We start from the raw sequence: 12,924 nt of genomic DNA, 5'->3' as shown, positions 1-12,924 counted from the left end.
TCATCAACCGGACACAACCCGTCGATAACGTCACGAATCCGCAGCCGAGAACCGAACGCCGCGACCAACGGCAACGACCCCAACGCCTTCTCCACCGACGGCAACCCGAACCGCGCACGCTGTCTCACAGCCCGGCACGCTGCCATCAGCCACCCTCACCACCAACCCGCCGCGCCGAAACCCGCCCACGATCACCCACGTGCGGAATGCAGGGCTAGCCCCCGAGGAGCTGGCGGTCTTCGCCCCGGTCGCCCAGAAGTGGCGGCGGGACGGGTCGTCGCTACGGGGCCGACCGGCGCCTGGCGGGTCGATCGGGTTCGGGATCGACTCGGTCCTGGTCAGCGAGATCGCACTGCAGGCGGTCACGTCGGGTCTCGCTGACATCCTCGCGACCGGTGCGACCGCGGCTGGTGCCGGTTGGTGGCGCAGCAGGCGCCGGTTACGCCGGTCGACGGCGCCGGCAACGGTCGAGTCGGGCGGCGACGAACCCCAGCCGGTCATCGACGGGGACCGGCTGGTGCTGACTGATGCGCAGGCACAGGCTCTACGTGAGGCATGCCGGCGCCACGGAATCACCCTTGGGCTCACCGAGGAGCAGGCCGTCCTGTTGGCCGACGCGGCGGTGGGAGCCCTGCACGTCCGCAGGTCCGCACCGGAGTGATCGGCACCGACGCGCCGCCGCCGGCTGCTCCGCAGGCCCGGAGACCCGGCGGACATCCCACCCCACTGCTCTGGCTCTATCTCCAAGTCGTTGGCGTGGTGGGTGGCGTCGGTGTCGCGCTGGGCACAGTTTTCTTCTTCGGTCGCCGTCCACTGGCGCAGCCCTACGCGCAGGCGACCGTCCGGTGTTCCCGGACCTATGACATCGACCCAAGCAGTTCCGCCGAGTTCGATGTCACCCGGACAATGCAATTCCTGACCTGCATGTCCGACCCGTCCCGGATACGCGGGTTGGTCATGCTCACCGGCGGCGTCCTGCTGCTGGTCGGGCTGGCCCTGATCGTCACGCTCACCCCGGTGGTCGATCACTGGCGGCTGCGTCGCCACCGACTCCCGGGCACCATCGCCGGTGCCGAGCAGCGGTTTGCCGAGCTCTGCGATCAGCAAGGGCTGCACGGTCGGCACCGGCCCCGGCTGTTCGTGGCGGGACCATCGGTGCGGCAGGCGTTCACCACCGTCCGGCCCGGCGGCCGACCACTCGTGGTGCTGCCAGCCGCGGTGGCGGTGGGTCACCGGGATCCGGCGCGGTTCGACCCAGTCGTCCAGCACGAGTTGGCGCATGTGCAGGGTCGGGACGTCCGGTGGGTCTCCGCCGTGCGTGGTCTGCTGTGGCTGGTCGTACCGGCGGTGGCGGTGGCCAGTGTTTCCGAGATCCGCCGGGAAGGGCTCACCGAGATCCCGGTCGTCACGCTCAGCCGGGCGCTGCTGCTGGTGCTGCTGAGCGCCCTGCTGCGGGCGCAGGTGCTGCGACTGCGCGAACACGAGGCGGATCAGCAGGTCAACCGGACCGGTGATCGGACCGCGCTGGTCTGGCTGCTGGACGCCGCCGCCTCGATCCGACCGCACCGCCCCGGGCGGCTGCGCCGGCTGTTCGCCCGGCACCCGACGCCGCAGCGACGGGCCGCCGCGCTGCGTGGCGGGCAACAGGTGTCGGTTAGTGGCCCGATGCAGGCCGCGGTGACCGGGGCGGTGACGGCGATCGTCGCGGGGGCGGCGACCCAGGCGGTCAGCGCCTTGGCGATTGACCGGGATCTCTCCGTGCTGCCGGCCGGTCTGGTCGGTGTGCTGCTCGGGTTCGGGCTGACCCCCGCGCTGCGCCGCAGGGCGCTCACCGGTGCGCCGTCGCGGCGTTGGCTCCCGGTCGTCGCGGCCGCTGCCGGTCTCGCCGTGGGCGGCTTCCTCTTTCCTACCGGGACGACCGGTGGCGGTGCGTCGTTCCCGGCCGGCACGGCCAGTCTGGGCGTCAGTCTGCGGTTCGCGATCGTGGTCGCACTGGCCGGCGTGGTCGCCGTCACGACCTGCACCGTGCTCGCCGAGATGGCGGCCCGCCGGGGCCCGGACCGGTACACCCGACTCCGGCGAGGGTTCACCTATCTGGCGGCCTCCGCGACCGTCACGGCGATCTGCTGGCCGTTGCAGCCCCTCGTCGTCGGCCTGGAACGGCCGGTGCCGGTACGTGCCTGGCTGGTCTACGCGCTGCCCGACGCGCCGTGGCCGTGGCTGGGCCTAGCCTTGCCAGCGGCGGTCGTGGCCCTGCTCGGTTGGCGCCGGGTCGCCACCCGTGCCGTCCTGTCCATCGTGGTGGTGACGGTGCTGATCGGTGGGAGCCTCGCATCGGCACAGGCGCTGCGGCACCCACCGATCACGCTGGACGCCGCGCTCTCCCTTTCCCAGCAGCGATGGTGGATCTGCGCCCTGGCCGGGTGGGCGGCGCTCGTGGTGCTCGCCATCGGACGTGGTGACCCCGGTCTGGGGCGGGCCCTTGTTGCCGGTGCGGGTGTCGCGGCGCTGGCCGGGGCCTCGCAGTTCGTGCACCAAATAGTCGCCGGTCGCACCTCGGATGCGACCCTGCTCCGGCTCTATGTCGGTGTGCCGGTGATCTGGTGGCTCTACCTCGCGGTGCTCACGATGCCCGTCCTGATCGGGCTCTCCGCTCTCACCGGACGGCTCGTACAACGACCCGACCCGATCGGATGGCCGCCCGGCCGGGCTGACACACGACCGCAGGTGTGGCCAGCGGTGGGTCCGGTGACGGCGGTGCTCCTGGTCGGGGCGGCGGCGGTCATCGGCCTGCCCGGTGGGCCGGTGCTGCTGCTGCCCACAGGGGCACCGGCCACCACCGGCCCGGCGGTCGTGGTGGTGCCGTCATCGACCACCGCCGGGCCGAACGCCAGCGTCTCGCCCGGTGCGCGGACCGGTGCGGATCCCGGCCGGCTGCTTACCGTCGCGGAAGCCGGTGCCGCCGCCAGCGCCGTCCGGGGGCCACTGCCGGCGTTCTGGAAGCCGGAACCGCAGGAGCAGGAGACCGAGGACCCCGACACCGTCATCGTGCCGGCGGCCTGCCGGGAATTGGCCCGGGACGACTATCTGCGCCGGATCGAGTCGGACGAACGGGTCGACGAGATTCGCGGCTTTGCCACCAGGAAATTGCCGAGCAGCATCAGGCAATCGACCGTCATCGTGATCGTCACCTCGTACGCCCACCCCGTGCCCGACACCCTTCTCGACGAGGCCGAGGCAGCCCGCGCCGCGTGCCCCCGGTTCGACACCACCGTCCCCGGCAGCTCACCAGTGCGGTTCGCCGTGAGCGCCCAGCCGGCTCCCCAGGTGGGGGAAGAGTCCTGGCGGGTGCGGTATGACCTCTCCCTCGGCAGTGGTTCGAGCAGGATCACCGGCACAACCCTGTTCGGCCTGGTCCGGATCGGTCACAACCTGGTGCAGGTGCAGCTGACCGCCATCGCGGAGCCGCTGGACGAGGCGGTGTTCAATGCGGCGGTCTCCTCGACGGTGGCTGCCCTCAGCCGCTAGGCCTGCGCGGGATCCGGTGGTCATGATGCTGGTTAACCTACGCCTCGGTCCTTCTGGACGCCGGGAGAGCATCAAGGCCCCTGTCGACGCACCTGGGCCATGCCGACCCCGGGTTCACCCGGCGGACCTACACGCATCTCCTATCGACCAGCGAGGACCGGACGCGGCGCGCCATCGACACCGCGTCCGGCGAGAACCAGGCCGCCCAGGATGGACCGGCACCCGTTGACGGCCTGGAGACGGCATGATCATGGTTCAGTGGCCTTCCGGACGGCCTCAGGTGCAGGTCAGCGCACCTGTGTCCGTCACTTGGCGTTGGAAAGACTGCCAGTCTCGCCTGACCAGGAAAAAGGTTCGGCACCTGGCCTATGACCTGCGGTTTTACCCCTCACGACATCCCACTGTGTCTCATCGCTACGGGCTGCCATGTGCCCCACATGTGCCCCAGCACCGAGGGTCACTCCCCCGGCTCGGCGGCAGGCCGTTGGTAGCTCCACTCGGCGGGCGGACGTTGCGGCATCTTCGCCCCGGGCAGTCGGGCGTACCACGCCATGAACGCGCGGAGCACTGCGGAGCGGTCGGGCTCCCCCTGTTGCTTCGCGGCAGCGCCGAACGGATCCCAGATTTCCTGCTCGGCCCTGATGGTTCGGTGCGGGGTCTTGCCCTCTCCCCTGCTGCGCGGTGCCATCCGTCTCCCCTTCCGGTGTCTGTACACGAGGATGCTAGCAACCCTTGACGTGTATGTACACGGACGCTAACGTGTACATACACAAGCACACAGGCCCCGACACCGGGAGCGCCGACAAGTCGGCCCCCGGCGGTGCGTCAACACCGACCGAGGGCCTAGATCGACTGCGAAGGAGTCGACCATGGCAAACATCATCGCATCCGCACACGTCCCGTCGGAGCACCGGCTCGACGACGCCGACACCACCGACCTGACGGCGATCCGGCGCGACGCCGCGGCCCGTTGGCCGATCAACCAGGCCCGGCCGGCAACCCGTTGGCGTCTCGCCCACGGTTGCCCTCACTACTGCGGAGGGCACCGGCGTTACGACGGACCCCTCCGAGGCCGCGGACTTGGCGCTCGTCCAGGCGGCACTGGCCGCCAACCCCGCCGCCGTGCGGGAGCTGGCCGACGCGATCCGCCTCGGGGACAGCCGGTACGCCGAGGGCTACGCCGACGGCCTCCAGCGCGCTCTGGCGGCCCGTCCCGCCGGTTGCCCGGCGTACTGCACCGAAGACCACCGGGGCCAGGTGACCGAGGTTGACGGCTTCTCGATCGGCCTCTGCCACGAGGTTGTGGTGGCGGACCTGACCGCCGACGACCCATCCTCAACGATCGCCCCGGCCACGGCGCGGGTGCTGGTCGAGTCGACCACCGAGCGCGGCGAGGTCATCACCCCAACCCGCGTCGTGCTGTCGATCGCCGAGGGCGACCTGGGCAGCTACCCGGGCAGTGAGGACACGCAGGGCTGGTCCGGCACCCTGGATGAGGTCGAGCAGCTGGCACACGCGCTGCTGGCCGCCGCCCGCATCGCCCGGCACGCCCTCTGATGGGCGCGCAGGGTTCGCGCACGGTGCTGATGCCGTGCGGCTGCTACGTCACTCTGTGGGGCGGCGTCGAGCGACCCGCCTCGTGTGGCACGAGCAACTGCCCGGGTCCCGGCTCGCGCAAGGTCGCCCGCTGATGGGCCGCCGGATTGACCGCCTGGTCGCGCGCACCGTTCTGGTGTGCGCGGCCCTGGCCGTCCTCGCGTTCGCCCACAACCACACCACGCAGCCGTGCGCCAGCAACGAGGCCGGCGCCGGCGGCATGTGTGTCTCGACGAGCTGGGCCGGAGGTGCCCGATGAACGAGTACCAGCTGCTGCTTCTGATCCTGGCCGGCGGCACCGGTGTGCCGGCCTCCGTGTTCCTCATCGCCCGCCACCTGGTGGAGCGCCACGGCGAGCAGCACGGCCAGGCGTACGCCGCCCAGGGTGAGCGCCAGGTCGCCACCGCCGAGGCACGCCGCCGGGCCACCCAGCGCGGCAAGGAGATGGCCCGATGACCCCCGAGCAGGCGTTGCGGGTCCTCCGGCTGCAAACCGCCGTCAACCAGATGGCCGCCCGGTACGGGATGGCCTGCATGGCCATCGCCTACGCCGAGGGCGGCAGCGACGAGCACACCGCCGCGCACCGTGCCGCGGCCCGCCAGTACCGGGCGCTGATGCGCCTCACCGAGACCCTGACCCGTCACGCCCTGGGAGAGACCCGATGACCGCGCGTACCTTCACCGACCAGAGCGTGCTCGACGGCATCGCCGCCGGGGCGTCCTGGGCGGACCCGACCATGGACCCCGCCAGCATCGATTGGGCGCCGCGACGGGCCGCTGCGGCGATCCCGTTCCCGCTGGTCGACGGCCGGCCGGTCAACCCGTACGCCCCCACCGGCATCCGGTACGGGCGCAACGAGCTCGGCCACTGGGGCGAGGCGCAGTGCGCCGACGCGGTGGTCATGGCGACCACACCGCGCGGGTGGCGGTGGCTGGTCATGGTCGAGCGCGACGACGACCACGGTTGGGCGCTCCCGGGTGGCCACGTCGACCCGGGAGAGACGGCCCTCGCCGCCGCGGCGCGGGAGCTGGCCGAGGAAACCGGCCTGACCATCGACCCGGCCCGGGAGCCGTACACGGTGCTGCCGGCCCGGTACGTGCCCGACCCGCGCGCCTCGGATGAGGCGTGGATGGTCACCACCCCGGTGCGGTTCGAGCTGGGCGACTTCGTCGGGCCACTGCCGGACGTGACCGGTATGGACGACGCCCGCCGCGCGGTGTGGGTGCCGGCGATCGACTACCGGGCGCTCACCGAGCACCTGGACATCTGTTACGGCGGCGTCGTGTTCGCCGCTCACCGCGACCTGCTCGCCGAGATCCTGGGAGAGGACCGATGACCGCCCCCGCCATCAACGGCACCCGCTACCCGCAGCCGGTCGACGAGCTGCTGCCGGCCGCGCGCAAGCTCATGCAAGAGTTGGGTGAGGTGCCGCCCCGCAATGAGCTCATGCGCCAGTTCCACATCGGTGCCCCAAAGGCGATCGAGCTGCGCGCCCGCCTGGTGCAGCCGCCCGCCACGGTGGTCGACGAGCCGACGGCGGACCCGTGGGACTACGCGCAGCCGATCGGCCCGGACCCTCTTCCGGCCCCGGTCGTACCCGAGTCCGTGCCGCTGGTCGAGCCGGACCCGACCCCCGTCGTGACGCCGGTGGTCGCTGAGCCGGTGGAGCAGGTCGCGCCGGCCGGTCACCCGGGCACGGCTGCCCCGCTCGGCCCGCCCCCGGCGCTCAACCGGCGGGAGCGCCGGGCGGTGCGCGAGCAGGCGGCTCACGACGCGCTGATGCAGGGCCAGACCCGCCGAGTCCGCGAGTGGACCGCCAAGGCCGCCGAGGCCCGGCAGTTGCGGCGGCTGCTGATGGACCCGGACATCCAGGCGGTCCGGCTGATGCGCCAGCGGGCACGGTGGACGGCCATGGCGTGGTCGGCGCTGCTGTTCGCCCTGGCGTTCACGATGGTCAACGTCCAGCGGTTCGCCGCCGGCCAGGCCGAGGCGTGGTCGCCGACGTGGCTGGTCGCCTGGCTGGTCGACCCGGCGTTCTCCATCCTGCTGGTCGGCCTGCTCATCGCCCGGGGGCAGCTCTCGGCGGTCGGGCGCAGCGTCGACCAGCGCACCGTGCGGCGCGTCGAGTACGCGCTGCTGGCCAGCACCGCGGCGATGAACGTCATGCCGACCCTGGCCGAGGGCTACCCGGGCGGCTGGCGTGAGCAGGCCATGCAGGTGCTCCTACACCTGCTGATCCCTGGTCTGGCGTTCGCCTCCGCCCTGGTCATCACGCTCATTCAGGACCACTTCGCCGCCGCCATCGCGGCGATCACCGAGGGCGAGGACGCCAGATGAGCCGGCGATTCGACGGCCAGCCCGAAACCGAGGCTGACCGGAAGTTCTTCGACCTGCGGGAGTCCGGCTACACCGGCCCGATCGATCAGGACGGCAACGCCGACAGCGGAGGCCGCCAGACCAGCTGGACGGCACAACCACAGCCAGGAGGAACGACATGGGCAGCTGCGCGCACCCCGGCTTCTACTACAGCTACATCGACGGCAAGAAGTTCATGGTCTGCACCCAGTGCGGCGCCATGTGGGAGGTCTGACTGATGCCGAAGCGCGACACGAAGCTCAACGCCGCCCTGGCCAACGCGATGAGCAAGGACAGCCGCACTGACCGGACGAAGTTCAAGCCGGCCGACGCGAAGACCCAGACCGCGATTCAAAAGGCCAAGGGGCAGGGCCGGCTCCCCGAGGGCTGGCTCGGCGAGAACTGATGGCCGACGCGGACTGCACGACGTGCCCCGAGCTGCTCACGCGGCTCGGGGCTGCGGCCGGCGGCCTGCGCGCCCTGGCCGCCCTCATCGAGTCCGAGATGGTCGAGCCGACGATGCCGTGGCGTGGCCTGCTCCCGATTCTCGCTATCCGCGCACACAACCTCGCCGACCAGGCGCAAGGGAGGTACTGACCATGACCGTCATCCCGTTCGACGAGTACGACGATGAGCGGCACATCATCGAGGCTGACCAGGTCGGCGGGCAGGTCGACCCGGCTGACCGCAAGGCCACGTTCGGCGACGTGGTGTCGCGCACCGACGCGCGCCGGCCCATCGTGCCGGCGGTGCTGCGCAACCCCGAGGCCCGCCGCGCGCTGGCCCGCTGGGCGGCCGGCTACGGCGGGCACACCGCCCTCTATCACCTGACCCGATCGCCGAAGTACGCCGCGAAGGTCGCCGTCTACGCCCCACGCGGGGCCTGGCGGGCCGGGTCGGCGGCCGCGTGGTGGGCGGTCGGCGGCCGGGAGAACTTCCACCTGCGGCAGGAAGCCGCGAACAAGAACGACCCGCACACCTGGCAAGCCCTCAACAAGACCCGGGCCAAGGAGTCCAACGCCCGGTGGTGGGTCATCGTCGCGGCCGTGCTCGCCCTGGTGGTGCTGCTCACCGTCGCGCAGCTGGTCGTGGGTGTCCCCGCGGTCGGCTGGTTCGCGGTCGCCGTCGGCGTGGTCCTGGTGGCCGCGCGCAACGGTCGCCCGGCGGACAAGCCGATCGTTGACCGGGTCGTCACCAAGGCGGCGTTTACCAAGCTCACCGGCGAGATGGTCCGCAAGGCGGTCGTTGACCTGGGCATCGGCGTGAAGGAGCCGGGGCAGATCAGCTTCCCGCCGCCGGGCATCCACAAGGACGGCCCTGGCTGGCTGGCCGTGTTCGACCTGCCCGGCGCCATCCAGGCCACCAAGGTTCTTGAGAACCGCGGCGGGCTCGCCGGGTCCCTGCGGCTGCCCGTCGACCAGGTGTGGCCCGATGTCGTGCCCGGCGAGCACCCGGGACGGGTCGCGCTCTGGGTCGGCTACCAGCCGTCGTCCAAGATGGGCCAGCCGACCTGGGCGCTCGCGTCGCCAACCGCCCGGACCAGCATCTTTGAGCCGCAGCCGTTCGGCACTGACGCCCGCCAGCGGCCGGTGACGACCATCCTGTTCGAGCGCAACGTGCTCATCGGTGGGCAGCCCGGCTCCGGCAAGTCCTACGCCGCCCGCACCCTGACCACCATCGCCGCCCTGGACCCGACCTGTGAGCTGAAGATCGCGGAGTTCAAGGGCACGGGCGACTTCCTCGACATGGCCGACCTGTGCTCCACCTACGCGTGCGGGGTCGACGACGAGGCCCTGTCGACCGGGCGGGACATCCTCGTGTGGGCCCTCGCCGAGTGCGAGCGACGCGGAAAGCGCATCAAGAAGGCCCGCGAGCGCGGTGAGGCACCGCTGGGCAAGGTGACCCCTGAGCTGGCCGCGAAGCGCGGATCCGGCTTGCACCCGGTGTTCATCCTGCTCGACGAGGTCCACGAGCTGTTCCTGGCCTACCCGGATGCCGCAGCCGCTGCTGAGCGAGTCGCCAAGCGTGGGCGGGCGCTGGGCATCATCCTCGTGCTGGCCACGCAGATCGCCGACCGGGACAGCGTCCCGCCGAACATCACCCGCTGCGTCGTCACCCGCTGGTGCCTCTCGGTAGGCGGGCAGGTGGAGAACGACATGATTCTCGGCACTGGGGCGTACAAGCGGGGCCTGACCGGCACCGTGTACGAGCCCGGTGTTGACGCCGGGTGGGGCGTCGTCATCGGCAACGGCAAGCCCGGCTCGGTGCGGTCGTTCTTCCCCAAGCCGGAAGTTACCGCGGCGATCGTCGCTCGGGCGGCGCAGCTGCGCGGCAAGGCGATCATCGGTGAGGACGTCGAGCGGGTCGAGGCGCGGGACATGCTGGCTGACGCCCGCGCGGTGCTGCGGCCGGGCGAGTCCGGCGCACCGTGGGCGGTGCTCGCCGAGCGGCTCGCCGACCTGGCGCCGGAGTTCTACACCGGCATCACCGCGGACATGGTCCGTGAGGCGCTCGCCCCGTACGGCGTCGAGTCGCAAGACGTGAAGGTCGGCCGGAGCAACATCAAGGGCGCCCGCCGGACGGCCCTGGAGGCCGCCCAGCAACGCCGTGAGATCGAGGCCGAGTAGTGGTCGCGGGGCTGGTCGCGGGACGGACCTTGGTCGCGGATCCGCGACCAGCCCCGCGACCAGCCCTGACCAGCACAAACGCCCGTTGGTCGCGTGGTCGCGGCCCCTGTCCAGCACCCCCGAAACCCGCCCCTGGGAGGGCATCGTGAGAGGCACCCTCGTCGCGACCGGCGTCGTGGTCGTCATCGCCCTGGGCTACGTCCTGTCGTGCATCATCCGGCCGTTCCGCGACTGCTGGGTGTGCGACGGGAAGGCCCACCACCGCTCCAAGCGCAACCCGAAGTTGTCCCGCCCGTGCCGGTGGTGCCGGTCGACGGGTAAGCGGCTACGGATCGGCCGGCGTGCGTGGAACCGAGTCCGGAGAGTGCAACGGGACGCCTGACCCAGCACACCGAACGGCCCGCCAGGATCGCGACTGGCGGGCCGTCGTGCGTCCGGGTGTCAGCGCAGTGCAGGCACCGTCGTTACGACGGGACCTGCACTGCCGTTACGACGGTCCAGGCACTGCCGTAACGGCAGTGACTGCCGCCGCCACTGACGAGGGCAGGGGTACCCACACTGTGGGGGACCTTTTTCCCGGCGCCGGGAAGAAGGGCAGGGCATTCGCAAGATCGAGCTATGACCGGATATTCGGTTATGTGATAGTCACGCCGGTTCCGGTGGGTACGTAGAAGAGCGCGGCCTTCTGGCGATCATGCAGGTGTCTAGGCTGACGCCCTTTGACCACTCTGCGCAACACCGCGATCAGCCTGCTCCGCCTGGCCGGCGTCGCATCCATCGCGCCAGCCCTACGAAAGAACAGCCGAAACCCGCGCCGATCCCTACAACTACCAGGAATCACCTAGAACGGACATATCTCTACCTTGCGAACGCCCTGGGAAGAAGGGTCTCAGCGGCAGGTTTTCGTCGCCGCCATCGGAAACCCTCCACCGACGACCGGGGCACTGTCCCGCCCACCCCCGCGACCACTTCCCGGCACCGGGAAATCGGACACCCCCCTTCTTCGGGGAGCCCCGAAGAAGGGCGTAGTCCTTGGATGTACCGCCACGATGGCTCGACTGAATGACTCGGATATTATCCGACTCAAGATGCGTACCCCTACGGCGAACTTTGCGGACGCCCGCAAAGTCGGCACCACTTCCCGGCTCCGGCAAGTGGCCGACGCTTCCCGGCGCCCCGCAGGGCAGGTGCGTCACCGGTGCGTCAGCCGCGACGCGAGGGTGCGTCAAGCCGCGTCACCGCGCACCCGTGACGCACTGCGCGACGCACCCTTGCGCGGCCCGTGAGCAGCCGTGACGCACCTGCGTCGCTCAGGTGACGCAGGTGCGTCGCGCTCCCTGACGCGCAGCCGCGCGGCTCAGGGCCTCGTCATCTTCGGTCCGCTCTACCCTCTCCGTGCTGCGCGGGTTGTGTCCTGCGCGTCGCTGCTGTAAGTCTTCCGGCCAAGGAGAGTCCCGCCGCCGACTGACCGCCACTGACCGTCCTCATCGTTGCCAATCTCTACCGGTGCGCTCCTGGTGGATATCCGGATTCCACTTTCTTGCCATTCCTTATGGCTTTCTTTCCACTTCTCGTAGCTTTCTTTCGATTTCTCGTCATGTTTCCTTTGCGCTGCCCCGCCTCGGGACCTTCTTTCTCGTCGGCTTGGGTCTTGTGCGTCACCCGGTCCGGGCGCGCTACTGGTCAACAGGGCTGCTGACCGAACCTGCGAGGCAGGTGCATGTCCTGGTGTTGGGGTCGCCGCGGGCGGCATCGGGCCGAAACGCACGCTAGGTGCCGACGGAACCGCGACCGGCGCGGGGGCGGTGGCTGCCGGCCTCAAGCCAAAATGCGGGGCACGTGCACGACCTGGGGTCGGCCGCGGTTCCGTCGGCACCGGCATGGACGGCGCGGCAGAAGACGGGACTGGCGGTTCCGCTACTGAGGTAGTCCCGCCCGCCGCGCCCGCTTGCGGCGGAGTAGCCGTGGGCACGGCGGGCGGCGACCTGAACCAACTGTCAACCTCTGATCGGCGAATATTTCGCTCTGCTGCCACTGGAACCCTTCTTTCGAAGCTGTGAAGACGTGTGCTGGCACAGCAGGAAACGGCCGCTGCCAGCCCCTGGGTTCACTAGCTACCCGGGATTTGGAAGTTTCCAGAACCGCGGCAGCGGGGCGCGCGCACCACCTCGGGATTGTTGACGAAACGTGGTGCCAGGCACCACGGTTGCGACGAAACCCGCCCGGATCTTGCGTGGGCCCGATGCCCGCAGGGGGTACGCACTGAACGCGCACCTTCGAAGATTCCCGGCCGCGGGAAGCTTCGATGTCTGCCCTACCGTGTTGGCCATGGGTGATCTTCCGCAGCTCCGCGAGGTGGGCTGGCTGTACGACGTCGACGATCCGCACCTGGTGCTCACGCTGGTGCGCCTGTTCGAGCGTGCGGACGCGGGCTGGGAGGTGCACCTGAACTCGCCGGTCGAGGCGGAGACGCAGGTGGTGGTGTGGCCCGACGAGGCCAGTGCCCGCGACGTGCTGGCGGCCATCTACGCCGATGGGGGGCTGCGCGGCCGGTGGCGGATACGCCAGCCGGCCGCGCTGTAGCAGGGTTCTACCGTCGACCGCGCAGCAGCCGGGCGACGGTCGCCGGGGCATACACCGCGGTCACACCTTGCCGACTGCACGGACGCGACCCCGCGCGCCCGCGGACTTAGTGGTCCGCTCCGTAAATCCTTCGGGGGTTATGCGGTCAGGGCCAGTGCGGCAGGCTGGTGATCGCAGCCGGTGGGTTGCTGGGGGTTCTGCTCTTTCTGTTCGTGTCGCTCGATCCGGGCCATCA

The 12,924-nt window shown here is 70.6% G+C and carries 14 protein-coding genes; 13 read left to right on the top strand and 1 reads right to left on the bottom strand.

All coding sequences use genetic code 11. The annotated features are described in order from the left end of the window. Positions 1-199 precede the first annotated feature (199 nt). A complete protein-coding gene (locus F8271_RS32590) occupies positions 200-661 on the top strand; it encodes a hypothetical protein (RefSeq protein WP_192580446.1) in 462 nt (153 codons plus the stop codon). Between the two features lie 263 nt (positions 662-924). After that, a complete protein-coding gene (locus F8271_RS25020) occupies positions 925-3,528 on the top strand; it encodes a M48 family metalloprotease (RefSeq protein ID WP_192580445.1) in 2,604 nt (867 codons plus the stop codon). A 457-nt stretch (positions 3,529-3,985) separates the two neighbouring features. Here the strand turns inward: F8271_RS25020 and F8271_RS25010 are convergent, their stop codons facing one another. After that, a complete protein-coding gene (locus tag F8271_RS25010) occupies positions 3,986-4,216 on the bottom strand; it encodes a hypothetical protein (protein WP_151492274.1) in 231 nt (76 codons plus the stop codon). 392 nt (positions 4,217-4,608) lie between these two features. On the opposite strand from F8271_RS25010, the gene F8271_RS25005 reads away from it, so the two are divergent. The 11 genes from F8271_RS25005 (at position 4,609) to F8271_RS24960 (ending at position 12,689) form a co-directional block, all read left to right on the top strand. Further along, positions 4,609-5,085: a hypothetical protein gene (locus F8271_RS25005; protein ID WP_151492273.1), complete on the top strand. Its 477-nt coding sequence runs from the start codon at positions 4,609-4,611 to the stop codon at positions 5,083-5,085. A 133-nt stretch (positions 5,086-5,218) separates the two neighbouring features. After that, a complete protein-coding gene (locus F8271_RS32585) occupies positions 5,219-5,383 on the top strand; it encodes a hypothetical protein (RefSeq protein ID WP_192580444.1) in 165 nt (54 codons plus the stop codon). Continuing rightward, positions 5,380-5,580, top strand: coding sequence for a hypothetical protein (locus F8271_RS25000; protein ID WP_151492272.1), 201 nt, complete (start codon positions 5,380-5,382; stop codon positions 5,578-5,580). The genes F8271_RS32585 and F8271_RS25000 overlap by 4 nt, the downstream gene beginning before the upstream one ends. Continuing rightward, on the top strand, positions 5,577-5,789 hold the full coding sequence (locus tag F8271_RS24995) for a hypothetical protein (RefSeq protein ID WP_151492271.1): 213 nt from the start codon (positions 5,577-5,579) through the stop codon (positions 5,787-5,789). The genes F8271_RS25000 and F8271_RS24995 overlap by 4 nt, the downstream gene beginning before the upstream one ends. Continuing rightward, a complete protein-coding gene (locus F8271_RS34020) occupies positions 5,786-6,460 on the top strand; it encodes an NUDIX domain-containing protein (protein WP_151492270.1) in 675 nt (224 codons plus the stop codon). The genes F8271_RS24995 and F8271_RS34020 overlap by 4 nt, the downstream gene beginning before the upstream one ends. Then, positions 6,457-7,461 carry a hypothetical protein gene (locus F8271_RS24985; protein ID WP_151492269.1) on the top strand — a complete coding sequence of 335 codons (1,005 nt, stop codon included), beginning with the start codon at positions 6,457-6,459 and terminating at the stop codon, positions 7,459-7,461. The genes F8271_RS34020 and F8271_RS24985 overlap by 4 nt, the downstream gene beginning before the upstream one ends. 256 nt (positions 7,462-7,717) lie before the next feature. Further along, the gene (locus F8271_RS32580) at positions 7,718-7,885 is read left to right on the top strand and encodes a hypothetical protein (protein ID WP_192580443.1); all 168 of its coding nucleotides are present in this window, start codon (positions 7,718-7,720) and stop codon (positions 7,883-7,885) included. After that, on the top strand, positions 7,885-8,076 hold the full coding sequence (locus tag F8271_RS24975) for a hypothetical protein (RefSeq protein WP_151492267.1): 192 nt from the start codon (positions 7,885-7,887) through the stop codon (positions 8,074-8,076). The genes F8271_RS32580 and F8271_RS24975 overlap by 1 nt, the downstream gene beginning before the upstream one ends. 2 nt (positions 8,077-8,078) lie before the next feature. Next, a complete protein-coding gene (locus F8271_RS24970) occupies positions 8,079-10,106 on the top strand; it encodes an FtsK/SpoIIIE domain-containing protein (RefSeq protein WP_151492266.1) in 2,028 nt (675 codons plus the stop codon). A 145-nt stretch (positions 10,107-10,251) separates the two neighbouring features. After that, positions 10,252-10,488: a hypothetical protein gene (locus F8271_RS24965; protein WP_151492265.1), complete on the top strand. Its 237-nt coding sequence runs from the start codon at positions 10,252-10,254 to the stop codon at positions 10,486-10,488. Between the two features lie 1,946 nt (positions 10,489-12,434). Continuing rightward, complete coding sequence (locus F8271_RS24960) at positions 12,435-12,689, top strand: hypothetical protein (protein ID WP_151492264.1); 255 nt, start codon at positions 12,435-12,437, stop codon at positions 12,687-12,689. Positions 12,690-12,924: the final 235 nt, after the last annotated feature.

Source organism: Micromonospora sp. ALFpr18c (assembly GCF_008868155.1).
In the GTDB taxonomy this organism is placed as follows: domain Bacteria; phylum Actinomycetota; class Actinomycetes; order Mycobacteriales; family Micromonosporaceae; genus Micromonospora.
The sequence above is the reverse complement of the archived record's forward strand: the minus strand, read 5'-3'. Positions and strand labels throughout refer to the sequence as shown.

Excerpts from the sequence above, each read along its gene's own strand:
- F8271_RS24970 (WP_151492266.1), top strand. The coding sequence starts at position 8,079 with ATGACCGTCATCCCGTTCGACGAGTACGACGATGAGCGGCACATCATC.
- F8271_RS32580 (WP_192580443.1), top strand. The coding sequence starts at position 7,718 with ATGCCGAAGCGCGACACGAAGCTCAACGCCGCCCTGGCCAACGCGATG.
- F8271_RS34020 (WP_151492270.1), top strand. The coding sequence starts at position 5,786 with ATGACCGCGCGTACCTTCACCGACCAGAGCGTGCTCGACGGCATCGCC.
- F8271_RS24985 (WP_151492269.1), top strand. The coding sequence starts at position 6,457 with ATGACCGCCCCCGCCATCAACGGCACCCGCTACCCGCAGCCGGTCGAC.
- F8271_RS25020 (WP_192580445.1), top strand. The coding sequence starts at position 925 with ATGTCCGACCCGTCCCGGATACGCGGGTTGGTCATGCTCACCGGCGGC.
- F8271_RS24960 (WP_151492264.1), top strand. The coding sequence starts at position 12,435 with ATGGGTGATCTTCCGCAGCTCCGCGAGGTGGGCTGGCTGTACGACGTC.
- F8271_RS32585 (WP_192580444.1), top strand. The coding sequence starts at position 5,219 with ATGGGCCGCCGGATTGACCGCCTGGTCGCGCGCACCGTTCTGGTGTGC.
- F8271_RS24995 (WP_151492271.1), top strand. The coding sequence starts at position 5,577 with ATGACCCCCGAGCAGGCGTTGCGGGTCCTCCGGCTGCAAACCGCCGTC.
- F8271_RS24975 (WP_151492267.1), top strand. The coding sequence starts at position 7,885 with ATGGCCGACGCGGACTGCACGACGTGCCCCGAGCTGCTCACGCGGCTC.
- F8271_RS25000 (WP_151492272.1), top strand. The coding sequence starts at position 5,380 with ATGAACGAGTACCAGCTGCTGCTTCTGATCCTGGCCGGCGGCACCGGT.
- F8271_RS25010 (WP_151492274.1), bottom strand. The coding sequence starts at position 4,216 with ATGGCACCGCGCAGCAGGGGAGAGGGCAAGACCCCGCACCGAACCATC.